Origin of the sequence: Pseudomonas sp. RHF3.3-3 (genome assembly GCF_048069595.1) — a bacterium.
Classification (GTDB): domain Bacteria; phylum Pseudomonadota; class Gammaproteobacteria; order Pseudomonadales; family Pseudomonadaceae; genus Aquipseudomonas; species Aquipseudomonas fuscovaginae_B.
Window position 1 is genome coordinate 1,755,133 of record NZ_CP182250.1, and the last position, 26,264, is coordinate 1,781,396.

Annotated in this window: 21 protein-coding genes; 12 read left to right on the forward strand and 9 right to left on the reverse strand. The window is 63.2% G+C overall.

Translation table 11 applies throughout. From position 1 onward, the window contains the following. Positions 1-2 precede the first annotated feature (2 nt). Positions 3-2,177, reverse strand: a complete 2,175-nt coding sequence (locus ACMGT0_RS07990) for a hypothetical protein (RefSeq protein WP_054061012.1) — start codon at positions 2,175-2,177, stop codon at positions 3-5. Between the two features lie 197 nt (positions 2,178-2,374). Between ACMGT0_RS07990 and ACMGT0_RS07995 the strand changes: the two genes are divergently transcribed. Beyond that, positions 2,375-3,274 carry an NAD(P)-dependent oxidoreductase gene (locus ACMGT0_RS07995; RefSeq protein WP_081009776.1) on the forward strand — a complete coding sequence of 300 codons (900 nt, stop codon included), beginning with the start codon at positions 2,375-2,377 and terminating at the stop codon, positions 3,272-3,274. Here the strand turns inward: ACMGT0_RS07995 and ACMGT0_RS08000 are convergent. Next, the gene (locus tag ACMGT0_RS08000; RefSeq protein WP_054061776.1) at positions 3,162-5,453 is read right to left on the reverse strand and encodes a putative bifunctional diguanylate cyclase/phosphodiesterase; all 2,292 of its coding nucleotides are present in this window, start codon (positions 5,451-5,453) and stop codon (positions 3,162-3,164) included. The two genes, ACMGT0_RS07995 and ACMGT0_RS08000, sit on opposite strands and share 113 nt — an antisense overlap. Before the next feature lie 122 nt (positions 5,454-5,575). Then, positions 5,576-5,944: a YkgJ family cysteine cluster protein gene (locus tag ACMGT0_RS08005; RefSeq protein ID WP_054057625.1), complete on the reverse strand. Its 369-nt coding sequence runs from the start codon at positions 5,942-5,944 to the stop codon at positions 5,576-5,578. A gap of 212 nt (positions 5,945-6,156) precedes the next feature. Between ACMGT0_RS08005 and ACMGT0_RS08010 the strand changes: the two genes are divergently transcribed. Further along, positions 6,157-7,503, forward strand: coding sequence for a spinster family MFS transporter (locus ACMGT0_RS08010; RefSeq protein ID WP_054057626.1), 1,347 nt, complete (start codon positions 6,157-6,159; stop codon positions 7,501-7,503). A gap of 162 nt (positions 7,504-7,665) precedes the next feature. On the opposite strand, the gene rapA is transcribed toward ACMGT0_RS08010, so the two are convergent. After that, entirely contained in the window at positions 7,666-10,512 is a 2,847-nt protein-coding gene (rapA, locus tag ACMGT0_RS08015; protein ID WP_416772123.1) for an RNA polymerase-associated protein RapA, read from the reverse strand. A 240-nt stretch (positions 10,513-10,752) separates the two neighbouring features. Here rapA and ACMGT0_RS08020 point away from each other — a divergent pair, with 240 nt between their 5' ends. Beyond that, entirely contained in the window at positions 10,753-11,094 is a 342-nt protein-coding gene (locus ACMGT0_RS08020; RefSeq protein WP_054057628.1) for a hypothetical protein, read from the forward strand. On the opposite strand, the gene ACMGT0_RS08025 is transcribed toward ACMGT0_RS08020, so the two are convergent. The 3 genes from ACMGT0_RS08025 to ACMGT0_RS08035 form a co-directional block, all read right to left on the reverse strand. Then, positions 11,064-12,299 (reverse strand): aminotransferase class V-fold PLP-dependent enzyme, encoded by a 1,236-nt coding sequence (locus ACMGT0_RS08025; protein WP_054061774.1) that lies wholly within the window; start codon positions 12,297-12,299, stop codon positions 11,064-11,066. The genes ACMGT0_RS08020 and ACMGT0_RS08025 overlap by 31 nt on opposite strands. Next, positions 12,296-12,766 carry a RidA family protein gene (locus ACMGT0_RS08030; RefSeq protein WP_054057630.1) on the reverse strand — a complete coding sequence of 157 codons (471 nt, stop codon included), beginning with the start codon at positions 12,764-12,766 and terminating at the stop codon, positions 12,296-12,298. Before ACMGT0_RS08030 ends, ACMGT0_RS08025 begins: the two co-directional genes overlap by 4 nt. 89 nt (positions 12,767-12,855) lie before the next feature. Then, positions 12,856-13,728 carry a LysR substrate-binding domain-containing protein gene (locus ACMGT0_RS08035; RefSeq protein WP_416772126.1) on the reverse strand — a complete coding sequence of 291 codons (873 nt, stop codon included), beginning with the start codon at positions 13,726-13,728 and terminating at the stop codon, positions 12,856-12,858. A 174-nt stretch (positions 13,729-13,902) separates the two neighbouring features. Between ACMGT0_RS08035 and ACMGT0_RS08040 the strand changes: the two genes are divergently transcribed. Next, positions 13,903-14,064: a hypothetical protein gene (locus tag ACMGT0_RS08040; RefSeq protein WP_192842680.1), complete on the forward strand. Its 162-nt coding sequence runs from the start codon at positions 13,903-13,905 to the stop codon at positions 14,062-14,064. A gap of 144 nt (positions 14,065-14,208) precedes the next feature. Continuing rightward, positions 14,209-14,325, forward strand: coding sequence for a cytochrome c oxidase subunit CcoM (gene ccoM / locus ACMGT0_RS08045; protein ID WP_010449458.1), 117 nt, complete (start codon positions 14,209-14,211; stop codon positions 14,323-14,325). A gap of 901 nt (positions 14,326-15,226) precedes the next feature. Here ccoM and ACMGT0_RS08050 read toward each other — a convergent pair. Next, on the reverse strand, positions 15,227-16,702 hold the full coding sequence (locus ACMGT0_RS08050; protein ID WP_416772129.1) for an inorganic phosphate transporter: 1,476 nt from the start codon (positions 16,700-16,702) through the stop codon (positions 15,227-15,229). A 371-nt stretch (positions 16,703-17,073) separates the two neighbouring features. Further along, positions 17,074-17,289 (reverse strand): hypothetical protein, encoded by a 216-nt coding sequence (locus tag ACMGT0_RS08055; RefSeq protein WP_081005909.1) that lies wholly within the window; start codon positions 17,287-17,289, stop codon positions 17,074-17,076. Positions 17,290-17,885: 596 nt separating this feature from the next. Here ACMGT0_RS08055 and pcaR point away from each other — a divergent pair. From pcaR to ACMGT0_RS08090, 7 genes are all read left to right on the forward strand, one after another. Further along, the gene (pcaR, locus tag ACMGT0_RS08060; RefSeq protein WP_054057634.1) at positions 17,886-18,728 is read left to right on the forward strand and encodes a pca regulon transcriptional regulator PcaR; all 843 of its coding nucleotides are present in this window, start codon (positions 17,886-17,888) and stop codon (positions 18,726-18,728) included. A gap of 296 nt (positions 18,729-19,024) precedes the next feature. Beyond that, positions 19,025-20,371 carry an MFS transporter gene (locus tag ACMGT0_RS08065; RefSeq protein WP_054064824.1) on the forward strand — a complete coding sequence of 449 codons (1,347 nt, stop codon included), beginning with the start codon at positions 19,025-19,027 and terminating at the stop codon, positions 20,369-20,371. Positions 20,372-20,548: 177 nt separating this feature from the next. Further along, positions 20,549-21,406 (forward strand): CoA transferase subunit A, encoded by an 858-nt coding sequence (locus ACMGT0_RS08070; protein ID WP_054057636.1) that lies wholly within the window; start codon positions 20,549-20,551, stop codon positions 21,404-21,406. Beyond that, positions 21,403-22,185, forward strand: a complete 783-nt coding sequence (locus ACMGT0_RS08075) for a CoA-transferase subunit beta (RefSeq protein WP_416773442.1) — start codon at positions 21,403-21,405, stop codon at positions 22,183-22,185. Before ACMGT0_RS08070 ends, ACMGT0_RS08075 begins: the two co-directional genes overlap by 4 nt. Then, the gene (gene pcaF, locus ACMGT0_RS08080) at positions 22,182-23,387 is read left to right on the forward strand and encodes a 3-oxoadipyl-CoA thiolase (protein WP_192842682.1); all 1,206 of its coding nucleotides are present in this window, start codon (positions 22,182-22,184) and stop codon (positions 23,385-23,387) included. Before ACMGT0_RS08075 ends, pcaF begins: the two co-directional genes overlap by 4 nt. A 174-nt stretch (positions 23,388-23,561) precedes the next feature. Next, positions 23,562-24,857: an MFS family transporter gene (locus ACMGT0_RS08085; protein ID WP_054057639.1), complete on the forward strand. Its 1,296-nt coding sequence runs from the start codon at positions 23,562-23,564 to the stop codon at positions 24,855-24,857. A 46-nt stretch (positions 24,858-24,903) separates the two neighbouring features. Continuing rightward, complete coding sequence (locus ACMGT0_RS08090) at positions 24,904-26,262, forward strand: 3-carboxy-cis,cis-muconate cycloisomerase (RefSeq protein WP_416772132.1); 1,359 nt, start codon at positions 24,904-24,906, stop codon at positions 26,260-26,262. Positions 26,263-26,264: the final 2 nt, after the last annotated feature.

Sequence of the window (26,264 nt, forward strand, 5' to 3'; positions counted from 1 at the left end):
GCTCAGTACTCGGTCCGACCGGTGTGGCTGTTCAAGGAGATGACCTTGGTCTTGCCGATGCGGTGACGGTAGATCTCGCGCAGATACTTGATCGCCTTCTTCACGCAATCGCGGGACAGGCGGATATCGTTGATCGAGACGAACTTGTCCTTGTCGTTGATCAGTTCGCGGTACTTCTTCTCGTACATCGGCTTGATCGCGTACCAGTTGGTATCCAGGATCTTCGCCGGGTTCTCGAACTCGTTGAGCAGGTCGTCGATATGCCCTTCGTCGAACTCGTCGCGGGTGATGAACTCGAGCATCGAGTTGTCCAGCGTGTCGTCGAAGCGGTACGGGTTGCGCGCGAAGCAGCGCTTGATGAAGGCCACGATCAGGGTCAGGAAGTCGTCCGACAGGCACGGGCTCTTGGCAATCAGCGTGGTCAGCGACAGGTTGGCCGAGGCCCCGATCACCAGGGCGTATCGCTTGAGCGTGGTGTTGGGGAACAGGCTGTTGAGGTGGGTCTTGAGCCGGTTCAGGTCCATGTAGGACAGCTTGTAGTCCTTGGGCAGCGAGACGATCGAAACCACCGACGAGCAGTTCTTGAAGAAATGCAGGTCGTGCAGCGCCGCGGCGTCGTAACCCGAAGCCTTGTACTGCTCCAGGGCGGCGCGGTAGCGCTTGGACTCGATCGGCAGCAGGCTGATGCCTTCGATGGCCTGGGTGACCTTGTTGAAGTGCGGCAGGTCGATGGAGCGGAAGAACAGGTCGTCGATGTTCAACCGCTGCTGTTCCTTTTCGAACACCTTGAACTTGTCGCCGGTTGGCGCCGGCTGTTCCGGTACCACGGATTCGGCGTAGGCGATCGCCACGGGGCCTGCCAGGCTCATGAACAGGTCGTTGGCGTCCAGGCGGATGGTCTCGCCGATGTCGATGCCGGCACGACGGAAGTAGTTCTGGTCGTAGTCGGTGGTCACCGCCTGGGCGGTCAGGATGTTGAAGATCTGCTGGGAGATGTACTGGTTGGCGTGCTTCTCCATGGCATTGACATCGATGTTCTGGATATTGCCGTCATCGTTCTCTTCGGCATAACGCATGATGTCGTTGGAGATCAGCATCATCGCGTTCCATGGGCGGATACGGCCCATGACGCTGGCTTCGCTGCTGTCTTCATTGTCGAAGTTGTACGAGAAGTCCCACTCTTCCGACAGGTACTTGCAGAGCAGGCGGCCGGCGTTGATGTGCAGGGCCTCGGACATTTCGCTGCGATGGTCGGAGATGTTCGGCAGCACGCAGATGCCGCTGGTGAAGATCGGTTCGAAGACGAAGGAGTGGCCGCTCTTGCTGTCGTGCTCGTCCATCGGCTTGGTGTCGAACGTCTTGTTCATGTACGAGTACTGCTGGGCCAGGCCGAATTCCGAGGCCATGCCCGAACCGGTACCACCGCCGGCACTGAAGATCGAGAAGTACAGGCGCGACTGGTTGGCCTTGATGCCGCAGGAGTCGATCAGGTACGAGTGGATCATCTTCCAGTCGGGGCTGGAGAAGCGCTGGGTGTCCTTGTTCAGGATGATCTTGGCCAGGTACTGGCCGAGGATCGGGGCGTTACCCGCGCCACCGGCATGCACCTCGGACAGGTCCATGATCTTCATCTTGCTGTAGTCGCGGATGAACCCGCTTTTCTCGCCCTTGCGCGAAAAGCGGATGCGGCCGGCGATGTCCTTGTCCAGGTCGCCGAGCATCACCAGCGGTTCGACCAGAAACACCGGCTTGGCGGACTTGCTCTGCACCAGGCGCAGGTTATTGCGGATCCACTGGGCGGGGCGGTAGCCCTTGTCGACGGACTTGTCGTCGTTGTTGAATTCGTTGAGGTAGAACTTGCGGGCGTTGTAGACCAGTTCGGCGACATCCAGTGCGATGTTCGAGCCGCAGCGGCCCAGGCCGATCAGGCAGACCGAGGGGAATTCCTGTTCGCGACGGGCCTCGTTCTCCACCTCCAGGTGCGGTGGGCGCGGAAATACCATGTCGCGCAGACCGTCGAGGTTGTCGAGGATACGATCCGTATTGGTTTCGGTGAAATAAAGGTACTGCTGCGTCGCCAGTGGACGGGGCGTCGAGTAGGCCTTGTAGGTTTTTTCCACGACCGCGGGCGACATCAGATCGGATACTGCGTTGGCTGGGTTATTTTTGGAGGTCATTGTGCGCCATATGCCTGGTCTGGTTGGGCGGTCGAGGGGATATCAACGCGCCATCACGGTGAGAGATCGCGACTTTAACGCGCGATATTGGCTTGATCGATAGGGGTTGGCCCTAGGTTTCCCTAGGGCTAAACCCTGCTCTGGATATCGTTGAATCGGCCAGTATTTGACGTTCTTTAATTGACGGGGAACTTTTTATGAATTCTGTACTACCTGCCCTGGGGTTCGCCGGAATCGGCCTGATGGGGCTGCCGATGTGCCGTCGCTTGCTGGCCGCGGGGTACCCCTTGACGGTGTGGAACCGGTCGCCGCACAAATGCGCCGAACTGGTGGCGGCCGGTGCGCGGCAGGTCGCCACCCCTGCCGAGCTGTGCGCGCAGGCGGACGTGGTGATGCTGTGCCTAGCCGATACCGCGGTGGTGCAGGAGGTGGTTTTCGGGGTCGACGGGGTGGCGCAGGCGGCGAAGACGGGTCAACTGCTGGTGGATTTTTCCAGCCTGGAGCCCACGGCGACGCGACAAATGGCCGCGCGCCTGCTGGCCGAGCGCGGTGTGCGCTGGCTGGATGCGCCGGTTTCCGGCGGCACCGCCGGGGCCGAGGCCGGCAGCCTGGCGATCATGGCCGGTGGGGAAGTGGCCGATCTGGAACGGGTTCGCCCGGTCTTGCTGACCCTTGGCCAGCGCGTCACCCACATGGGGGCGGTGGGTGCCGGGCAGGTGACCAAGGCCTGCAATCAGATGATCGTGGCCTGCAATGCCCTGGTGATTGCCGAGGTGGTGGCGCTGGCGGAACGCTCCGGGGTGGATGCCAGCCTGCTGGCCGAAGCGCTCGGCGGTGGCTTCGCCGACTCCAGGCCGTTGCAGATCCTCGCGCCGCAGATGGCCGAAAGCCGTTTCGAACCGATCAAATGGCATGTGCGCACCTTGCTCAAGGACCTGGACGGTGCCGTGAAGTTCTCCCGTGAACAGGGTTCGGCGGCGCCCATCAGCGGATTGGCCGCACAGTTGATGCGCCTGCATGGTAGCCAGGGGTATCTGCAAAAGGATCCCGCGACATTGGTGAATCTGTATCGCGAGCCGCCGTCGCCGGCGGAGTGAGTGGCGTGACGCTGGGTGGTGGGCGCTGGTTGAGCTGCCTGATGGTCGCGGGCAGCTCTTCGAACAGCACCGGCCGGCTGAACAGGTGGCCCTGGATGTAGTCGCAGTCGTACTCGGCAAGGAACTCGTATTGCTGCTGGGTCTCGACGCCTTCGGTGACCACCTGCAGATGCAGGGTGTGGGCCATGACAATGATCGCCTGGATGATCTCCATGTCCGGGGCCGACTTGGGGATGTCGAGGATGAACGAGCGATCGATCTTCAGGGTATTGAGTGGCAGGCGCTTGAGGTAGGCCAGGGACGAGTAGCCGGTGCCGAAGTCGTCGATGGACAGCGAGACGCCGAGGGTACGCATCTGCCGCAACAGCTGCAGGGTATTGGTGATATTGCCCATCAGCGCGTTTTCCGTGACCTCCAGCTCCAGCCGGTTGGCGCAAACGCCGGTGCTGCGCAGGATGTTTTCAATGTCGTCGGCCAGTTCCTCGCGTGCCAGGTTCAGGGACGAGCAGTTGGTGCTGACCATCAGGTCGCTGTAGCCCTGTTCGTCCAGTGCCGCCAGGTCCTGGCAGGCGGTGCGCAGGACCCACTTGTCCAGATCGGCGATCAGGCCGTTGGCTTCGGCGATGTGCAGGAAGCGGTCCGGGGCCAGCAGCCCGTGTTGCGGATGGTTCCAGCGTACCAGGGCCTCGAGCTTGGCGACCTGGCCGGTCCTGACCGCACAGATCGGCTGGTAGAACAGTTGCAGCTCGCGGCCGTCGCGCAGCGCCTGGCGCAGTTGTTCCTCCAGTTGCAGTTCCAGGGTCGCCTTCGTCTTCAGGTTGGCGTTGAAGAAATGCAGGCTGTTGCGTCCGGCTTCCTTGGACTGGTACAGCGCCAGGTCGGCGTTCTTCAGCAGTTCCTCGCAGGTCTGGCCGTCCTCGGGGAACACGGCGATCCCGATGCTGGTGGTCATCACCATGCGCCGGCCGGCCAGTTCGATCGGTTCCTTCATCTTCTGCATGATGCGCTGGGCCATGTGCCGGGCTTCGTCGCGCTTGTGCAGGCTGATGAGGATGCAGAACTCGTCGCCGCCAAAGCGCGCGACCACGTCGTCATGGCTGCGGGTGGCACTCTTGATGTGCGCGGCGATGACCTTGAGCAGCTCGTCACCGGCGTCGTGGCCGAGGCTGTCGTTGATCCGCTTGAAGTGGTCGATGTCGAGGAACATCACCGCCAGCATGCCGCCATTGCTGCTGCGCTCGATCAGTCTTTCGGCGAAGATCTGGTTGAAGCCGCGTCGGTTGATCAGGTTGGTCAGGGCATCGTAGTGGGCGACCTGGGCCAGGGACAGGCGGGCCTGGTCCAACTGGCTGAGCAGCGCGTTGACCCGGCGCAGGTCCTGTTCCTTGTGCTGCAGCTTCTTGTCGGAGAGGGCCGCGCTGATGCTGCTGCCGATGATCAGCAGGGTGATCAGCGCAATGGTCATGCCCAGTTGCAGATGGTTGTTCTGCACCGCGGCGCCAAGGACGTCGCCTTCCGGGACGACCAGGCGCAGTGCCCACATGCCGGTGAAGTGCATGCTGACGATGGCGGCGCCCATCACCAGGCTGGCGCTGTACTTGAGCAGTTGATGGAAGATGCCGCTACCGGTGCGAAAGTGCCTGGCCAGCAGCAGGGCCGCCAGGCTGGCGCCGATGGCGATCAGTACCGACAGGCCGACGAGGCCGGGTTGATAGTACTGCTGTGCAGTCGAACGCAAGGCCGACATGCCGACGTAATGCATGGCGGCGATCCCCAGCCCCATCGACAGGGCGGCGCGAACGGTCTGGGAAGGGCGCAGTTCGGCGCGACCGAGGGTGTGCATGGCGAGAAACGAGGCGAACAGGGCGATCAGCAGCGAGACCATGGTGGTGGGCAGGTCGTAACTCATCGCGATGGGCGTTCGAAACGCCAGCATGGCGATGAAGTGCATGGCCCAGATGCCGCCCGCCAGGCAACAGGCACCGACCCAGCGCCAAAGGCGCTGTTGCGCCGGTTTTTCCACATGACCGACCCGTTCGGCCATGTCGAGCGTGGCGAAGCCCGCGGCGCAGGCCACCAGATAGGCCAGCATGACCAGCAGCGGATCGTGGCTGCAGTCGAGCAGCAACTGCCCTTGCTCGGGAAGTTTGTCGACAAAATGCAAACCCAGCCACTCCATAGCCTGTCCTATTCCGCCCTTGGACTACCGACGCTGCGCGCCGACCAATGGGTTGGAGTATAGAGGCTCGTCTGGAGCCGGGAGCCCTAATGGCAGAGTGCTCCCAATGATTTGGCGATGAGCTAAATAGCGATTGGTACTAAGCCGGGCTGCTGTTCGGGCTCCAGGGGCGGCAGGCCGAAGGCGGCGCGGGCCGCATCGCAGCGTTCGTTGGGTTCACCGTTGACCCAGGCGGCATCGAATTCGCGGCAGGGGCTGGAGCGCTGGTGGTAGATCGAGCAACTGACCCCTTTACCGACTTCACCTTCAAGAGCGGTGCAGCGCGGCTTTTTCCCTTCGGTACCGTTCATGGCCACGCGGCTCGGACTGATCTGGCTGACCAGTTCGTCGGGCACCAGGCCGCCGCCCGACACGCACTCTCCCCAATAGAACGAGACACGGAAATAGGAACAGCAGGCACCGCAATTCAGACACGGATTAGCATCAGACATGGAAGGTCAACGGAGAAAGAAGAAGGGAGGGAGTTTGGCACTATTCTAGGCTTCGGCCGCGGCTTTGTAAGGGGGTGTTACAAGTATTTTTACGGGTCCCGATAGAGCCTCCATTGGCCGGTATCAGCGCCGCGAATGGTGGCAGACAGGCGATATCAGGCTGACTAGATTGAGTGGCAGCCAAGCCCTATAACAATAAAGAGACGGACCCCATGCAGAACTCGACCCAAGCGGCGAATGCCTGGCGCATTCTGTTCCTGTTGTTCCTTGCCAACCTATTCAATTTCTTCGATCGGACCATCCCGGCGATCATCATCGAACCGATCCGCATGGAGTGGCACCTGAGCGATTTCCAGATCGGCATCATCGGCACCGCCTTCACCATCGTCTATGCCATTGCCGGCCTGCCCCTGGGGCGCATGGCCGATAACGGTTCGCGCAGCAAGCTGATGGGCTGGGGGTTGGCGGTCTGGAGCGGGCTGACGGCGGTCAATGGCCTGGTGGGCAGTTTCTGGAGCTTCCTGCTGGTGCGCATGGGCGTCGGGATCGGTGAGGCCAGCTATGCGCCAGCGGCCAATTCGCTGATCGGCGATCTGTTCCCGGCCCATCGCCGGGCACGGGCCATGGGCATTTTCATGCTGGGCCTGCCGTTGGGGCTGTTGCTGGCGTTCTTCACCATCGGCGCGATGGTCAAGGCGTTCGACAGCTGGCGGGCGCCGTTCTTCATTGCGGCGGTCCCCGGCCTGGTGCTGGCGCTGTTCATGTTCTTCATCAGGGAGCCCAAGCGCGGCGCGGCGGAAACCGTACAGGTCGCCCAGACACGGATCGAGCGGCCGGTACGGCGCCTGCTGGCGATCCCGACCTTTCTCTGGCTGGTGCTGGCGGGGCTGACCTTCAATTTCGCCACCTACGCCTGCAACTCCTTCCTGGTGCCGATGCTGCAGCGCTACTTCCAGATGCCGTTGCAGGAAGCGGCGGTGGCCACCGGGGTGATCGTCGGTGTGACCGGCCTGGTCGGGCTGACCCTGGGCGGCTGGGTGGCGGACAAGATTCACCAGCGCATCGCCAACGGACGCCTGCTGTTCGCGGCCGTGAGCCTGGTGGTGTCGACCCTGGCCACGGCCTGGGCACTGCATGCCGGGCGGATCGAGATCGGTGTGTTCGTCGCCGTATTCAGTGTCGGCTGGCTGTTTGCCTACAACTTCTACACCTGCGTCTATACCGCGATCCAGGACGTGGTCGAGCCGCGGCTGCGGGCGATGGCGATGGCGGTGTATTTCGCCGGCCTGTATCTGCTGGGTGGCGGGCTGGGGCCGGTGGTGGTCGGCCTGCTGTCCGACCATTTCGCCCATGCGGCGATGCTGGCGGCAGGTGCGCAGGAAATGACCGAGGCATTCAAGGCCGTGGGTCTGCATGACGCGATGTATCTGATTCCGGCGGCGTTGCTGCTGACGCTGCTGTTCCTGTTCCAGGCGGCACGGTGTTTCAGTCGGGATGCGGCGCGGATGCGCGAGGGGATGGGGCAGGAGCAGGAAGGCGTGGCACCTGTAACGGCTTGATAGTCAGTTGAATGGGGGCCTGTTCGCGGATGAATCCGGCACCCACAGTGGAGCGGTGTTCACAGATTTTGTGATCACCACTGGACCTGTGGGAGCCGGATTCATCCGCGAACAGGGGCCCTGAAGCCCTAAACGAATCCCGCCCCACAGCGCACCGTCATATCAACCGGCGACCAGCACCCGGATCGCTTCCAGGCGCAGCGCCGCCTTCTCCAGCATCGCCAGCCCCTGTTCACGCTGTTTGCGCAGTGCGACCAGCTCGCTGTCACGCACGCTCGGGTTGACGGCCTGCAACGCGGTCAGGCGCGCCAGTTCCTCGTCGGTATCGGCCGCCAGGCGACGTTGTGCCTCGGCCACGCGTTCGGCGTGACGAGGGGCGACTTTCGCTTCGCCGGCGTTGATCTTCGGCGCCAGGCTGTCGCGCTGGGCCTGGATGAACTTGTTGGCGCTGGCCTTGGGCACGCTTTCCAGCTGGTCGTTCAGGGTTTCGAACGCGACGCGTGGCGACAGGTCGTTGCCGTTGGCGTCCAGCAGGCAGCGCAGGGCGGCCGGCGGCAGGTAGCGGCCCAGTTGCAGCGAGCGCGGTGCGACCACTTCGCTGACGTACAGCAGCTCCAGCAGCACGGTGCCCGGTTTCAGTGCCTTGTTCTTGATCAGCGCCACGGCGGTGTTGCCCATCGAGCCGGACAGCACCAGGTCCATGCCACCTTGCACCATCGGGTGTTCCCAGGTGATGAACTGCATGTCTTCGCGCGACAGCGCCTGGCCGCGGTCGTAGGTGATGGTCACGCCTTCGTCGTCGCCCAGCGGGAAGCTGGCGTCGAGCATCTTCTCGCTCGGCTTGAGGATCAGGGCGTTTTCCGAATGGTCCTCGCTGTCGATGCCGAAGGCGTCGAACAGCGTCTCCATGTAGATCGGCAGGGCGAACTGGTCGTCCTGCTCGAGGATCTCCTCGACCAGGGCCTCACCTTCACCGGCACCGCCGGAGTTGAGTTCCAGCAGGCGGTCGCGGCCGGTGTGCAATTCGGCTTCCAGGCGCTCGCGCTCGGCACGGGCCTCGTCCACCAGCTTCTGCCACTCGCCGTCGTCGCCGCCTTCGAGCAGCGGCAGCAGGCGTGGGCCGAACTGGTGCTGCAGGGCATTGCCGGTCGGGCAGGTATTGAGGAAGGCGTTCAGGGCATCGTGGTACCACTGGAACAGGCGTTCCTGCGGGCTGGTTTCCAGGTACGGCACATGCAGCTCGATCACGTGCTTCTGGCCGATCCGGTCCAGGCGGCCGATGCGCTGTTCCAGCAGGTCCGGGTGCGCCGGCAGGTCGAACATCACCAGGTGGTGGGCGAACTGGAAGTTGCGGCCTTCACTGCCGATTTCCGAGCAGATCAGCACCTGGGCGCCGAATTCCTCGTCGGCGAAGTAGGCGGCGGCGCGGTCACGCTCGAGAATGTTCATGCCTTCGTGGAACACGGTGGCCGGGATGCCGGAACGCACGCGCAGGGCGTCCTCCAGGTCCATGGCGGTTTCCGCGTGGGCGCAGATCACCAGCACCTTGGTGCGCTTGAGCATTTTCAACTGGTCGATCAGCCACTCGACCCGTGGGTCGAAGCGCCACCAGCGTTCCTCGTCACCGCCTTCGGTCTGGGCCTGGAAGCTGACTTCCGGGTACAGCTCGGCGTGTTCGCCCAGCGGCAGCTCCAGGTATTCGTCCGGGTTCGGCAGCGGGTAGGCGTGCAGCTTGCGCTCCGGGAAGCCCTGGACGGCGGCGCGGGTGTTGCGGAACAGCACGCGGCCGGTGCCGTGACGGTCGAGCAGTTCGCGTACCAGACGCGCGCTGGCTTCGCTGTCGCCGTCGTTGACCGCGGTGAGCAGGGCCTCGCCTTCGTTGCCGAGGAAACCCTGGATGGTCTTGTGGGCGGCCGGGGACAGACGGCCCTGGTCCAGCAGTTCCTGCACCGCTTCGGCCACCGGGCGATAGTTCTCGCTTTCGGCGCGGAACGCGGCCAGGTCGTGGAAACGGTTCGGATCGAGCAGGCGCAGGCGCGCGAAATGGCTTTCCTGGCCCAGCTGTTCGGGGGTGGCGGTCAGCAGCAGTACGCCGGGAATGGTCTCGGCCAGTTGTTCGACCAGCGTATATTCCGGGCTGGCCTTGTCTTCATGCCAGACCAGGTGATGCGCCTCGTCGACCACCATCAGGTCCCAGCCGGCGGCGAACAGCGCATCCTGGGCCTTTTCGTCCTCGACCAGCCACTCCAGGGCCACCAGGGCCAACTGGGTGTCTTCGAACGGGTTGCTGGCATCGCTCTCGATGAAGCGCTCGGCATCGAACAGCGCGACCTGCAGGTTGAAGCGCCGGCGCATTTCCACCAGCCACTGGTGCTGGAGGTTTTCCGGGACCAGGATCAGCACGCGGCTGGCGCGACCGGACAGCAACTGGCGATGGATCACCAGGCCGGCCTCGATGGTCTTGCCCAGGCCCACTTCGTCCGCCAGCAGGACCCGTGGCGCGATACGGTCGGCGACTTCCCGGGCGATGTGCAACTGGTGGGCGATCGGTTGCGCACGGGCGCCACCCAGGCCCCAGAGCGGCGATTGCAACTGGCGGCTGGTGTGTTCCAGGGTGTGGTAGCGCAGCGAGAACCATGGCAGCGGGTCGATCTGCCCGGCGAACAACCGGTCGCTGGCCAGGCGGAACTGGATGAAGTTCGACAGCTGGGTTTCCGGCAGCGCGACGACTTCGTTCTGCACGTTGAGGCCGTGGTAGACCAGCAGCCCGTCGACATCCTCGACTTCGCGCACGGTCATCTTCCACCCCTCGAAGTGGGTGATGCTGTCCCCGGGCGAGAATCGCACGCGGGTCAGGGGCGCATTCCTTAGCGCGTACTGGCGAGTGTCGCCAGTGGCCGGATAGAGCACGGTCAACAAGCGGCCATCCTGTGCCAGAACGGTGCCCAAACCCAGCTCGGCTTCGCTGTCACTGATCCAGCGTTGCCCCGGTTGATACTGCTGCGCCATGCTGCCTGACTCCCGCCTTGAAAAAGCCGACTATCTTAACGGAATCGACGCTTTCAGGCCAAAGCTCTTGATCGAAAGGACTGATCCGAGAAAGTACACCGACCCAGGCTGAAAGGTCGTTGAGCATGACGTTCGTCGGAGCGTATTGCACCCTTTAGCGATAACCGGGTCACAGTTTCGCGACTGACGGCTCAAGTCACGGGGGCCGCCGCCGAAAGCCTGCCGACAGGAGAAAAAATCATGCTGCCACCGATGTTACCCCTGAGTGCCGTGCCGGTCACTTCCCAGCAGGACCCGATCCGACCGCGACCGGATATCCCGCCTGTGGTGCCCGTGCAGGAAAGCTCCAACGAGAGCACCATCGACCTGCAGAAGCGCGACCCGGAAGAGGCCGCGTGGCAGTTGCGCGAGGAACAGCGGCGCCAGCAGCAACAGCAGCAACGCCGGCGTGAGGCCGAGGATGATCCGCAGTTGCACCTGGCGGTGCCGGGCGACGAATTGAACGCCGACAACACCGTACCGGTGGTCGCATTGATGGAAGAGCAGCCGCGTCAGGGCCTGCTGGTCGACGTCGAGGTCTGACGGCGCTCTTCGGCCAGTTGCCCAAGGGCCTCCAGCAGCAAGCCGATCTCCTGTTCGGTATTGAGATAGCTCACCGCGACCCGGGCAATCGCCGGCAGTTCGCGGGCCTGCATGTCCAGAGGCGTGTAGGCGGTGCCGTTGGCACCGATGTTGATAGCGCTTTCGGCCAGCCGTTGTTTCAGCGCCAAGGCATCCCATCCTTCCAGAGTGAACGCAATCAGGCCCGACTGCTGTCCGGGCAGGCCCAGGTCGTGCAGTTCCAGCCCGGGGATCTTGCGCAAGGCTTCGCGCAATCCTGTCGCCAACCGCTGAATCCTGCCGCGAATACGCGCGATACCCAACTGATTGGCCTCCTTCAGCGCATTGGCCAGGCCGGCCATCAACACCAGCGAGCGCTCGCTGGTTTCGAAGCGGCGGGCATCGTTGCGCAGCGTGAAGCCGTGATCGTCCCAGGGCGCGGATGACACATCGAGGTAGCGGGGGGTCAGTTGTTCGAGAAAGCCTTCGCGCACATACAGCAGCGCGGTACCCCGCGGGCCCCGGAGAAACTTGCGGGCGGCACCCTTGAGCACGTCGCAGGCCAGGGCCTGGACATCGCACGGCAGTTGGCCGAGCGCCTGTCCGGCATCGATGAAGTAGGCGATGCCATGGCGTCGCGCCACCTGGCCGATGGCCTCGGCGGGGTTGATCAGGCCGCCATTGGCCGGTAGCCAGGTCAGGGCGATCAGGCGCACGCGGGCGTCGATCATCTGTTCCAGGGAAGAGACCGACACCGCACCGGTTTCATCGCACGGGATCACTTCCAGACGAGCGCCGGCCTTGACCGCTTCGGCCATGCAGGCCAGGTTGCCGGCCCATTCATGACGCCCGACCAGGATCCGGTCGCCGGCACGCCAGGGGCCCAGTGCGGCGAAGGCCTGGCCCCAGGCGGCTGAGCCGCTGCTGGCAAAGGCGATGCTCTGGACGCTGGTGTTGAGCAGCTCGGCGGCAGCCTGACGGGCTTCCTCCTCCAGTCGCGCGCCCTGGGGGCCGGCTTCCATCGGGCCGATGCCTGCCTCGAGTCGCAACTGGGCGGTCATTGCCTCCAGGGTGGCCTGGCTGGGGAGCGAGGCGCCGGCGTGATTGAAATGGATCACCCGCGAGCAGCCGGGAGTCGCGGCACGCAGGTGGGCGATTTCGCTTTCCGACCAATCGTCGACGATCATGGCTGCAGCTCGAAGATCGCGTCGATTTCCACGGCGACGCCACTGGGCAGGCTCGATACGCCGATCGCGGTCCGGGCGTGCCGACCTTTTTCACCCAGCACGTTGACCAGCAGGTTGGATGCGCCGTTCGCCACAACGCCCTGGCGTTTGAAGTCCGGGCTGGCGGCAACGAAGACGCCGAGGCGGACGATGCGCACCAGCTTCGACAGGTTGTCATCGATGGCGTGATGCAATTGCGCCAGCAGGCCTAGGGCCGCCAGCTCCGCTGCCCTTGCGCCTTCCTCTTCGCCCAGGGTATCGCCCAGGCGGCCAATGCCGGCGGGCTGACCATCCTGCAGGGGGATCTGCCCGGAGATGAACAGCTGGTTGTTGCTGATCACGTAATTCACATAGTTGGCAATCGGCTGACTGGGCTGCGGCAGGTTCAGGCCCAGTTGACTGACGCGATCTGACAGGGAATTGCTCATGGGGGAAACCTCCTTGAAGAAGGTTTCAGCATGCTCGGCGCGGAATTGGCCGACAAACGGATAGATTCAATCGGACGTATCTGATTGGCTCATGTGTCCGCGCATTGTTCCATCAACCAGGTGCAGAAGATTTCGGCTTCCGCGCAGAGCGCGGTGTTGGGTCTGATCAGCCAATAGCCGATCTCGCTCTCATAAGGGGGGCTGTCGAATGCCGGTACCAGCGAGCCGTCCTTGAGCCGGCGATCGATCAGGCGCTGGCGGCCCATGGCGATACCCTGGCCGGCGATGGCGGCTTCGACCACGATGTTGTAGTCATGGAGCATGGCCGTGGGGTAGCGCTGCAGATCGAAATGATGGTGCCGGGCCCAATCGATCCATTCGAAGGGTTGCCGGGCCTGGGCCATCAGCAACGGGCCCGGCCCGTGGGATGCGGCCTTGAAGGCCGGGCTGCAGACGGGGAACAGGCGTTCGCTCATCAGCCGCTGGGCATCGACATCCGGCCAGCCGCCCTTGCCGTAGCGGATGGCGAGGTCGACCTGGGCGCCGGCGACATCGGCGAGCTGGATCGACGGCTCCAGGGCAACCTGGATGTGCGGGTGGCGGGTAATGAAGTCGGTCAGGCGCGGTGCCAGCCAGAGCGTGGCGAAAGACGCCAGCAGGCCGATCCGCAGCACCCGTGGGGATGTCGGTGCGCGCAGTTGTCGACTGGCTTCGGCGATCTGTTCCAGGGCCGGGCGGATCTGCTGGTAATAGCGGCTGCCGGCGTCGCTGAGGTCGATGGCACGGGTCCTGCGGATGAACAGGCGCTGGTCGAGGTACTGCTCAAGCTTGTGGATCTGATGGCTTACCGCGCTCTGGCTGACCGACAGCTCATCGGCGGCCTTGATGAAGCTCAGGTGGCGGGCCACCGATTCGAAGGCGCGTAGGGCCATGAGCGGGGGGAGGTCCTTGGGCAGTGTCACTTCAACGATCCTTGGTAGCCATACTGAGTGGGCGATTTTGCGCGCAAACGGGCATGGCGGACATAGCTCGATCATTTCCCGGCTGGTCAGCGCCGACGCTTGCCCGCATTATGGGGGTATTGCGTGAGCCGGGGGCGGGCCTGGCTGAATTCGACCGATAGCGATGTAGTAATCATGAGCCAAGACGACAAGTTGATCGACCTGAATGCGGAACGGGCCAAGCGTGTCCATGACCTGAACGAGAAACGCCTGAATGAAGTACGCCAGGCCTTCGAGCAGGCGATGCCATTGGGCAAGGGCAGGAAAAAGCCGAAGAACAAGCCGAAAAAGCGCTGATATCTGCGCTGAAACTTGATGCAAGTCAGTTAATTTCCTTTCCCCGCACCCGGTTCCGGGCGGCATTGACGCCGGTCAATTTTCCTCCGTGCCCATTTGGGTAACTTAGCCACATCGCAACAGGGCGAGTGCAGGAGGCCAGTCATGTTTTTCGATAACGTGGTAATTGCCGGAGTGCTGACGGTTGGCCTCATGGTGGTGTTCCTCGGCGGTTTTGGATTTTTTATCTGGAAAGACTCACATAAGAGGAAGAAACCTTAGGTCTTTTCAGAGAACGAGCACGCAAGGCATTTTGGGCGACTTCGGTCGCCCTTTTTTTTGTCTCGCGTTTCTGGGCTTTTTTGGGGGGAGTAATTGTTACTGGGTGTACATATCCGTTTGCGCGTTTAACTGATGGAACGGTTTCGCCCCTTACGGGCGAGTTACTTTTTTTCAGACGCCAAAAAAAGTAACCAAAAAACGCTTGCCCCTCCATTGGCCCTCGCTGCGCGAGGGTTCCTTCGCTCCGGTCCTGTTTCGAGAGCACGCCGTGACGGGCCATCCATGGCCCAACACGGCTCGCCCGGCATCCCTGCCGGGCGACTCTCGAAACAGAACCTCCACTCAGCCGGCTGGGAACGGGGCCGGTAAATCAAAAGCAAAAGCAAGATCAAAAGCAGAGGGGGAATCTGGAAGTTTTTCGGCGACTTCAATGGCCTCTTCGCGGGCAAGCCCGACTCCTACAGATGGGTGTCGTATGCAGCCTCCGTGTACGACGCAAACTTGTAGGAGCCGGGCTTGCCCGCGAAGCTCTTGCTCTTGCTCTACCGGCCCCGTTCCCAGCAGGCCGAATGGAGCCCTCGTGTAGTGGGGAACTCGGCATGGATGCCGAGTTAGCGCCGATGGGCATGGATGCCCATGCGGCGCGACCCACGGAGCGAGGGTGGAATGAGGGAACCCCTCGCGTAGCGGGGGGCCAATGGAGGGGCAGCGTTTTTTGGTTACTTTTTTTGGCGTCTGAAAAAAAGTAACTCGCCCGTAAGGGGCGAAACCGTTACACCAGTTAAACGCGCAAACGGATACACACGCATCCCCCAAACTTAAACACCAGCATTAAAAACCGAGACGAAAAAAAAGGTGCCCCAAAAGGTGGCACCTTGATTTTCAGATCACGGCAGTCAACTCAACTGCCGATAATCTTCGAAGCGAGCCAGAACAAACCGGCAGACAACCCGACGGTCGCCGGCAAGGTCAGTACCCAGGCCAGCAGAATGGTCTTGATCGTGCTGCTCTGCAGCCCGCTCTTGTTCGCCAGCATGGTCCCCGCCACACCCGACGACAGCACGTGGGTCGTCGAAACCGGTAGCGCGAAGATGTTCGCCAGGCCGATCATCCCGGCCGTGGTGATCTGGGCCGACATGCCCTGGGCATAGGTCATGCCCTGCTTGCCGATCTTCTCGCCAATGGTCAGCACCACCCGTTTCCAGCCGACCATGGTCCCCAGGCCAAGGGCCAGGGCCACCGCCAGAATCACCCAGAACGGTGCGTATTCGGTCGTGGCGGTCAGGTCCTTGCGCAGTTTTTCCAGGTCCGCCTTCTCGCGCGCGTCCAGGCCTGGCAGCTTGCCGACCTTCTTCGCGGTGTCGTCCAGGCAGAGCAGGTAGCGGCGCACTTCGATACGCTTTTCAGGTGACAGCGAATGGTAGTCGTTGACGCCCTTGAGATCGTTCAGCAGCGCGGCGATGGTCGGTTCGGTCTGCTGCGGATTGCAGCTGAACTTGCCCGGCAGGTCGTCCTGCACGCTCTTGCCCAGTGCCAGGAACTCGCTCAGGGTGGCGCTGTTGCGCTGGTAGAACTGGCTCAGGTGCAGGGTCGCGTCGCGGGTGCGTTCGATCTGGTAGGTGGTGGTGCTCAGGTCAAGTACGAACTGCGCCGGCACGATACCGATCAGCACCAGCATGATCAGGCCGATACCTTTCTGACCGTCGTTGGAGCCGTGCACGAAGCTCACGGCCATGGCCGAAACCACCAGTACCATGCGATTCCAGAACGGAGGGTGCTTCTTGTCGTCGATCTTGCGGCGCTGTTCCGGCGTCTTGTGCATCTTCGACTTCGGACGCCACCACTTCAGGGCGACCAGAACCAGGCCTGCCACCAGCATGCCGGCCAGCGGCGAGAACACCAGCGAGGCACCGATATCGATCGCTTTCTGCCAGTTGACCCCGTCGCCCAACGGAATGTCGTTGAGCAGGGCATTGGCCAGGCCGACACCGAGGATCGAACCGATCAGGGTGTGGGAACTCGAGGCCGGAATGCCGAAATACCAGGTTCCCAGGTTCCAGGTGATGGCCGCAGCCAGCAGCGAGAACACCATGGCCAGGCCATGTCCGGTGTTGACGTTGATCAGCAGTTCCACCGGCAACAGGTGGACGATGGCATAGGCAACGCCGACCCCGCCGAGCAGAACCCCGAGGAAATTGAATACACCGGAGGAGAACACCGCGAGATGGGGCGGCATCGCTTTGGTGTAGATCACTGTGGCCACCGCGTTAGCGGTGTCATGAAAGCCGTTGATGAACTCGAAGCTGAGGACAAAGGCCAGGGCGAGCAGCAGGCTCACGAGGACCCAAGCATCCAGTCCGCTGAATAAATCGATCATGTAGGTTTTCTGACCCGGTCATAAGGGGGCGCGATTATGCCAGAAAAGCCCGCTAATCGATGCACTAGCTGCCCATCGGTAACATTCTTCAATGAAAAAAAATGTAGGAAACCCTGCAAACCCAGGTTTTCCGGGGCTCTGGCAAGCTTCTGATTTCATTGGAAATATCTGGAAGACGCGAGGTTTCGGCGCAGGGCTTCTGGGCCGAAACGGCTGTATGAAATTTCTGTGTGAGGACCTGCCTGGCGTCAATCAGCCCGTTGGGTGGGGCGGCTTCCAGGGCTCGTCGCGGATAGCACAAGCCGTTGACATGCGGGAGCCTGGCAGGATCCGGGTAGGATGACAGGCTGCAGGAGGCAAGCCTCACGGTGTCAAGGCTGAGTCGCCTGGGCCTGTTGCGCCTTGAGTTCCTGTTCCATCTTTTGCAGTTCCTGGCTAAAGGCCTGGTCGCGAAGACTGGCCCGTTTACGCCAGGGTTTGCGTTCCGGTTCGGGTTGCGCGGCGTAGGTGGTGACTTCTCCGCCGTAAACATCCTTGTAACGTTGTTCCTGGCGCTCAAGTTCCGCGCGCAGTTCGTCTTTCGTCACAGTGTTACCTAATTTGAATTGAAGGGTTTTTCCGTCTCTGTAAACACGACCGCGCGGGATGGACTTGCCTGACAGGGCTGAGCCCGGCTCCCACGGCCACGAGGGCGCCTGATGGCACGCAGCGTACGTAGAGTATATCGGTCGGTTTGAACAATATTACCGCGAAGAGGGGAGAGCCCGTCAACTTTGTCCAGGGGCTTTGTCACGTAGGAGTTTTGAACTGTAACTTGAGGGCTTGGGCAAGTGCTGCCTGTTTCCCGGCGGCAAACTTTCGCTGGAAGTTTTTGATACCAGCTAATTGGCTGGGTAATAACAGTTGTATAGGGAAGTTTGTATCACCAGCAATGCAAAGGGGGGAGGGGAGAACGGCCTTACTTCGTGGGTAAGGCCGTGCCGGTGAGTTCCCCGGTGGGTACCTGACCAGTATGCCGGGAATCGCAGAGCGGCAAGGCAACGTTATAAGCCTCGGGACCGCCCAGGTCAATTGCGATTATCGGCCGTATGTTCGATAATCGCACAATGTAGGGCCTGCATGGCTTGTCTATCGGCTGTCGGCGGCCTGTAATAGCGGCTGACAGTGTGAACAAGGACCTGGAATGAACGACCCACTGCGTACTGCCTTCAATTCCGTCGCGCCGCCTATCGTCGCCTCGCCCGCCAAGCGGATTCAGGCCTTTACCGGCGACCCGGATTTCATGACGTCGCTGGCCCGTGGCCTGGCGGTGGTACAGGCGTTCCAGGAGCGCAAGCGGCACCTGACCATCGCGCAGATCAGCCACCGCACGGAGATTCCCCGGGCGGCCGTGCGACGTTGCCTGCATACACTGATCAAGCTCGGCTATGCCACCACCGATGGGCGCACCTATTCGCTGTTGCCCAAGGTGCTCACCCTGGGGCATGCCTATCTGTCCTCGACACCCCTGGCGGTGTCGGCCCAGCCTTATCTGGACCGCATGAGCGAGCAGCTCCACGAGGCCTGCAACATGGCCACCCTCGAGGGTGACGACATTCTTTACATCGCCCGCTCGGCCACGCCGCAGAAGCTGATCTCGGTCGATCTGTCCGTCGGCGGGCGACTGCCGGCCTACTGCACCTCGATGGGCCGGATCCTGCTGGCCGCGCTGGATGATGCGTCGCTGCAGGACTACCTCGAACATGCCGACCTGCAGCCCAAGACCAGCCGTACCCTGCATACCCCCGAAGCGCTGCTCGAATGCCTGCAGCAGGTGCGTCGACAGGGCTGGTGCATCGTCGACCAGGAGCTGGAGCAGGGCCTGCGTTCGATTGCCGTACCGGTCTACGACGCCTCGGGCCAGGTGCTCGCGGCCCTGAACGTGAGCACCCATGCCGGCAGTGTCAGCCGCAGCGAGCTGGAACAGCGTTTCCTGCCGAACATGCTCGCCGCCAGCCGTGACCTGAGTGCCCAACTGTTCGCCTGATGGCCGGCTCCTCAGCAAAGCTGTTCGATAACCGCCCAGTTACGCGTTTATCGAATTGCGCGGTTGAATACCGCTGATTAATGTCGCGGCAGCGCCCTGAATTGACGAGCCTGCAAGGCTCGCTCCGGGCCGCTCTAATAATAATGAAGAGGCCAGACCGCCATGAACATCTCTCCCGATACCTCTCCCGCGTGTTCGCCGTCCTGACGCGGCACGCCTGAACCAACCCGCTTCATCCAACGTCGCCGGCCCGGTCGGCGCCTGTTCGTCTGCGCGCTTGTGTGGAAATAAAAATAATGAACCAGCCTCAATCCACTGTCGGTCACTGCCTCGATGTGCAGTCCCTTATCAATAGCCAACCGCTGTCCAGGTACCAGTGGCGGGTGGTGATCCTGTGTTTCCTGATCGTTTTTCTCGATGGCCTGGACACGGCGGCCATGGGCTTCATCGCGCCGGCGCTGTCCCAGGACTGGGGCATCGACCGTGCCAGCCTCGGGCCAGTGATGAGTGCGGCGCTGATCGGCATGGTCTTCGGCGCGCTCGGTTCCGGCCCCCTGGCGGACCGCTTCGGACGCAAGGTGGTGCTGGTGGGCGCGGTTCTGCTGTTCGGCGCCTTCAGCCTGGCCTCGGCCTACAGCAGCAATGTCGACCAGTTGCTGGTGCTGCGCTTCCTCACCGGGCTGGGCCTGGGCGCGGGCATGCCGAATGCCACGACGCTGCTCTCGGAATACACCCCGGAGCGGCACAAGTCGCTGCTGGTGACCAGCATGTTCTGCGGTTTCAACCTGGGCATGGCCGGTGGCGGTTTCGTCTCGGCCAAGCTGATCCCGGCCTTCGGCTGGCACAGCCTGCTGTTGATCGGTGGGCTGCTGCCGCTGTTGCTGGTGCTGGTGTTGTTGCTCTGGCTGCCGGAGTCGGCGCGTTTTCTGGTGGTGCGCAACCGCGGCGTGGACAGGATACGCAAGGCCCTGGCGCCGATCGCGCCACAGCAGGTGGCCGCGGCGGCGAGCTTCAGCGTGCCGGAGCAGAAGACGGTCAAGGCGCGCAATGTGCTGGCGGTGATTTTCTCCGGCACCTACAGCGCCGGCACCCTGCTGCTGTGGCTGACCTATTTCATGGGCCTGGTGATCGTCTACCTGCTGACCAGCTGGCTGCCGACGCTGATGCGTGACAGCGGCGCGAGCCTGGAACAGGCCGCGTTCATCGGCGCCCTGTTCCAGTTCGGCGGGGTGCTGAGTGCGGTCGGGGTGGGTTGGGCCATGGACCGCTTCAACCCGCACAAGGTCATCGGCACTTTCTACCTGTTGGCCGGGATCTTTGCCTACGCGGTCGGCCAGAGCCTGGGCCACATCGCCCTGCTCGGAACCCTGGTGCTGGCGGCCGGCATGTGCGTGAACGGCGCGCAATCGGCGATGCCTTCGCTGGCGGCACGCTTCTACCCGACCCAGGGGCGGGCCACGGGTGTGTCCTGGATGCTCGGGATCGGTCGTTTTGGCGCGATTCTCGGCGCCTGGATGGGCGCTACGCTGTTGGGCATGGGCTGGAACTTCGAGCAGGTGCTGACCGTGCTGGTGGTACCGGCGGCGCTGGCGACGGCTGGCGTGCTGATCAAGGGCCGGGTCAGCCACGCGGATGCGACCTGAGTCGACCGGGTGTGAGGGGGAGTCGATAGCCTGCAAACAATTGGTTCGATTATCGAACACATAAGCGATTATCGGATTGTTTGCGGGCCGAGCCCCGGCTTAATCTGGCTTCACTTCGGCGCTGACCTCGCGCCTTTTTCTTCCAAGCTGGCTTGTTGAAACCGGGAGTCTGTATCCATGGCTGAAATACTTTCGCTGCATGACGCGGTGAAGCAATTCGTCAATGACGGCGATACCGTCGCGCTCGAAGGCTTCACTCACCTGATTCCGACTGCGGCGGGTCATGAAATCATTCGTCAGGGCAAGAAAGACCTGACACTGGTGCGGATGACCCCCGACCTGATCTACGACCAACTGATCGGTGCCGGTTGTGCTCGCAAGCTGGTGTTTTCCTGGGGCGGCAACCCGGGGGTCGGTTCCCTGCACCGTCTGCGCGATGCGGTCGAGAAGCAGTGGCCTCATGCGCTGGAAATCGAGGAGCACAGCCACGCCGACCTGGCCAATGCCTACGTCGCCGGCGCTTCCGGCCTGCCATTCGCGGTGCTGCGTGCCTATGCCGGCTCCGACCTGCCGAAGGTCAACCCGCTGATCAAGAGTGTGACCTGCCCGTTCACCGGTGAAGTGCTGGCCGCAGTACCTTCGGTACGTCCCGATGTCACGGTGATTCATGCGCAGAAGGCCGACCGCAAGGGCAACGTCCTGCTGTGGGGCATTCTCGGCGTGCAGAAGGAAGCGGTGCTGGCGGCCCGGCGTTGCATCGTCACCGTCGAGGAGATCGTCGACGATCTGCAGGCTCCGATGAACGCCTGCGTCCTGCCGACCTGGGCCGTCAGCGCGGTCTGCCATGTCCCGGGCGGCGCCCACCCGTCCTATGCCCATGGCTATAGCGAGCGCGACAACCGTTTCTACCAGGCCTGGGATCCGATTGCCCGCGACCGGGAAACCTTCACCGCCTGGATCGCCGACTACATCCATGGCACGGCGGACTTCGCCGAGTTCCGGGCCAAGCTGGCCCAAGCCTCGGAGGCAAAATAATGACCTACACCACCAATGAAATGATGACCGTTGCCGCCGCCCGTCGCCTGAAGAACGGTTCGGTCTGTTTCGTCGGCATCGGCCTGCCGTCCAAGGCGGCCAACCTGGCGCGCCTGACGTCCTCGCCGGATGTGGTGCTGATCTACGAGTCCGGCCCGATCGGCGCCAAGCCCAGCGTGCTGCCGTTGTCCATCGGCGACGGTGAGCTGGCGGAAACCGCCGATACCGTGGTGCCGACCGGCGAGATCTTTCGCTACTGGCTGCAGGGTGGTCGCATCGATGTCGGTTTCCTTGGCGCGGCCCAAGTCGACCGTTTCGGCAATATCAATACCACGGTGGTGGGTGACTACTTCTCGCCGAAGGTCCGTCTGCCCGGGGCTGGCGGCGCACCGGAGATCGCCGGTTCGGCGAAGAGCGTGCTGATCATCCTCAAGCAGTCGGCGCGCTCCTTCGTCGACAAGCTGGACTTCGTCACCTCGGTCGGTCACGGCGAGGGCGGCGATTCCCGTCAGCGCCTCGGTCTGCCGGGTGCCGGTCCGGTAGGCATCATCACCGACCTGTGCATCATGGAACCGGAAGCCGGGACCCACGAGTTCCTCGTCACCTCCCTGCACCCGGGCGTGACCCGTGAGCAGGTGATTGCCGCCACCGGTTGGCCGGTACGGTTCGCCGAGCAGGTCGCCAGCACCGCCGAGCCGACCGACGTCGAGCTCAGCGCCCTGCGCGATCTTGAGGCCCGCACTGCCGCGGCCTATGGCCAAGCCCCGGGAGAAGCCTGATGCGCGAAGTCTTTATCTGTGACGCCGTCCGTACCCCCATCGGCCGTTTCGGCGGCGGCCTGGCCGGTGTGCGTGCCGATGACCTGGCCGCCGTGCCGATCAAGGCGCTGCTGGAACGCAACCCGTCGGTGAACTGGAGCGAGGTCGACGAGGTGTTCCTCGGCTGCGCCAACCAGGCCGGCGAGGACAACCGCAACGTCGCGCGCATGGCCCTGTTGCTGGCTGGGCTGCCGGAGAGCGTTCCCGGCGTGACCCTCAACCGTCTCTGTGCCTCGGGCATGGAAGCGATCGGCAATGCCTTCCGCGCCATCGCCAGCGGCGAAATGGAGCTGGCGATCGCCGGTGGCGTCGAGTCGATGTCCCGGGCTCCGTTCGTGATGGGCAAGGCCGATGCGGCGTTTTCCCGCAACATGAAACTGGAAGACACCACCATCGGCTGGCGCTTCATCAACCCGTTGATGAAAGCCCAGTATGGGGTCGATGCGATGCCACAGACCGCCGATAACGTCGCCGACGACTACCGGGTGTCCCGCGCCGACCAGGACGCGTTCGCCCTGCGCAGCCAGCAGCGGACTGCCGCGGCCCAGGCCGCCGGGTTCTTCGCCGAGGAGATCGTGCCGGTGCGTATCGCCCACAAGAAGGGCGAGACCGTGGTCGAGCAGGATGAGCATCCGCGCGCCGATACCACCCTGGAGGCCCTGGCGAAACTCAAGCCGGTCAATGGCCCCGACAAGACCGTCACTGCCGGCAACGCCTCCGGCGTCAACGATGGCGCGGCGGCGCTGATCCTGGCTTCCGCCGAGGCCGTGAAGAAGCATGGCCTGACCGCACGGGCGCGGGTGCTCGGCATGGCCAGTGCCGGGGTGGCGCCGCGGGTCATGGGCATCGGCCCGGTGCCGGCGGTGCGCAAGCTGACCGAGCGCCTCGGGCTGGCGGTGAGCGAGTTCGACGTGATCGAACTGAACGAAGCCTTCGCCAGCCAGGGCCTGGCGGTGTTGCGCGAGCTGGGGATCGCCGACGATGCGGCCCAGGTCAATCCGAACGGCGGTGCCATCGCCCTCGGCCATCCCCTGGGCATGAGTGGTGCACGCCTGGTATTGACCGCGCTGCATCACCTGGAAAAAACCGGCGGCCGCAAGGGCCTGGCGACCATGTGCGTCGGCGTTGGCCAGGGCCTGGCGCTGGCTATCGAGCGGGTCTGAAGCCCACCTCTGTAGGAACCGGCTTGCTGGTGATCAGGACGATGGGGTGTAGCAGAGATTCCGTGTCGTATTGATCGCCCGCAGGCAGGCTTCTACAAAGGTCTGGTGTGCCGGGGGAACAGGCTTGTTGCAAAGTATGTCTAGACTGCAACTATCCCTTACGAGTGAGTGAACATGACAACAACAACGACGCCGTACACCGGTGAGGAACGTAGCAAAAGGATCTTTGCCATCGTCGGTGCTTCTTCGGGCAACCTGGTCGAATGGTTCGACTTCTACGTGTATGCCTTCTGTGCCATCTATTTCGCCCCCGCCTTTTTCCCTTCCGATGACCCGACGGTTCAGTTGCTGAACACTGCCGGTGTATTCGCGGCCGGCTTCCTGATGCGTCCCATCGGCGGCTGGCTGTTCGGCCGGGTGGCCGACAAGCACGGGCGCAAGAATTCGATGATGATCTCGGTGCTGATGATGTGCGGTGGCTCCCTGGTCATCGCCTTCATGCCGACCTACGCCAGCATCGGCGCCTGGGCGCCGGCGCTGCTGCTGGTGGCGCGGCTGTTCCAGGGCCTGTCGGTGGGTGGCGAGTACGGCACCACCGCAACCTACATGAGCGAAGTGGCGTTGCGTGGCCAGCGGGGTTTCTTCGCCTCGTTCCAGTACGTGACCCTGATCGGCGGCCAGTTGCTGGCGGTGCTGGTGGTGGTGATCCTGCAACAGTTTCTCACTGAACCCGAACTCAAGGCCTGGGGTTGGCGCATCCCGTTCGTGATCGGCGCCGTCGCTGCGGTGATCTCGTTGCTGCTGCGTCGTTCGCTGAAGGAAACCACCAGCAGGGAAACCCGCCAGGACAAGGACGCCGGCAGCCTGCGGGCGCTGTTCCGTGACCACAAGGCGGCGTTCGTCACCGTGCTCGGCTACACCGCTGGCGGCTCGCTGATCTTCTACACCTTCACCACCTACATGCAGAAGTATCTGGTGAACACCGCCGGGATGAGCGCCAAGACCGCGAGCTTCGTGATGACCGGCGCCCTGTTCCTCTACATGTGCCTGCAACCGGTGTTCGGCATGCTCTCGGATCGGATCGGCCGGCGCAACTCGATGCTCTGGTTCGGTGCCCTGGGGGCACTGTGCACGGTACCGATCCTGCTGACCCTGAAGACCGTCACCAGTCCGTTCCTGGCCTTCGTGCTGATCAGCCTGGCTCTGGCGATCGTCAGCTTCTACACCTCGATCAGCGGCCTGGTCAAAGCCGAGATGTTCCCGGTCCAGGTGCGTGCGCTGGGGGTGGGGCTGGCCTATGCGGTGGCCAACGCGGTGTTCGGCGGTTCGGCGGAGTACGTGGCGCTGAACCTCAAATCGATGGGGATGGAGAACGCCTTCTACTGGTACGTGACCGTCATGATGGTGGTCGCCTTCCTGTTCAGCCTGCGCCTGCCGAAACAGGCGGCGTATCTGCACCACGATCATTGATCGACCTGCGCGCCCGTGATGGGCGCGCCTTTACCAGGGATCTTCCATGCAACGACCGAGCAACCAACTGTTCGATGCCTACTTTATCGCCCGCGATATGGCCCAGGTGTTTTCCGACCAGGGCCGGGTCCAGGCGATGCTCGACTTCGAGGCCGCGCTGGCCCGTGCGCAGGCGCGGGTCGGGCTGATTCCCCAGGCGGCGGTCGCGCCGATTGCCGCGGCATGCGAGGCCGGGTTCTACGATTACGCCGCTCTCGGCGAGGCGATCGCCACGGCCGGCAATTCGGCGATCCCGCTGGTCAAGGCACTGGGCAAGCGGATCGCTGCCGCCGATGCCGGGGCCGAGCGTTATGTGCATCTGGGCGCCACCAGCCAGGACGTCATGGACTCCGGCCTGGTGCTGCAACTGCGCAGTGCCTGGCAGTTGATCGACGCCGACCTGCAACGCCTGGCTGACGTATTGGCAGCCCAGGCCCAACGGTATGCGGACACACCGCTGGCCGGGCGGACCTGGTTGCAACAGGCCACGCCGGTCACCCTCGGCATGAAGATCGCCGGTTGGCTGGGCGCGGTCACCCGCCATCGCCAGCGTCTGCGCGAACTGCAACCGCGGCTGCTGTGCCTGCAGTTCGGCGGTGCCTCGGGCACCCTGGCCGCCCTCGGCGAACAGGCGATGCCGGTGGCCGAGGCGCTGGCCGAGGAGCTGCAGCTCAACCTTGCCGAACAACCCTGGCACACCCATCGCGACCGCCTGGTGGAATTCGGTGCCGTCCTCGGCCTGATTGCCGGCAGCCTGGGCAAACTGGGACGCGATGTCAGCCTGCTGATGCAGACCGAGGCCGCCGAAGTCTTCGAGCCGTCGGCACCGGGCAAGGGCGGTTCCTCGACCATGCCGCACAAGCGCAATCCGGTGGGCGCCGCGGTACTGATCGGCACCGCGACCCGGGTTCCGGGCCTGCTCTCGACCCTGTTCAGCGCCATGCCCCAGGAACACGAGCGCAGCCTCGGCCTGTGGCACGCCGAATGGGAGACCCTGCCGGAAATCTGCCGGCTGGTCTCGGGCTCGCTGCAGCAGGCGCTGATCGTTGCCGAAGGCCTGGAAGTGGACCCGGCGCGGATGCTGAGCAACCTCGATCTGACCCGTGGCCTGTTGCTGGCGGAGGCGGTGAGTATCGTCCTCGCCCAGCGCCTGGGGCGCGAGGCCGCCCACCACCTGCTGGAGCAGTGCTGTCAGCGCGCGGTGGCCGAGCAGCGCCACTTGCGGGCTGTGCTGGGCGACGAACCGCAAATCACCGCGCAACTATCCGCGCAAGAACTGGACCACCTGCTCGATCCGGCCCATTACCTCGGCCAGGCCCGTACCTGGATCGAGCGTGCGGTGGCCGAGCATCTGGCTTTTACCTGAAG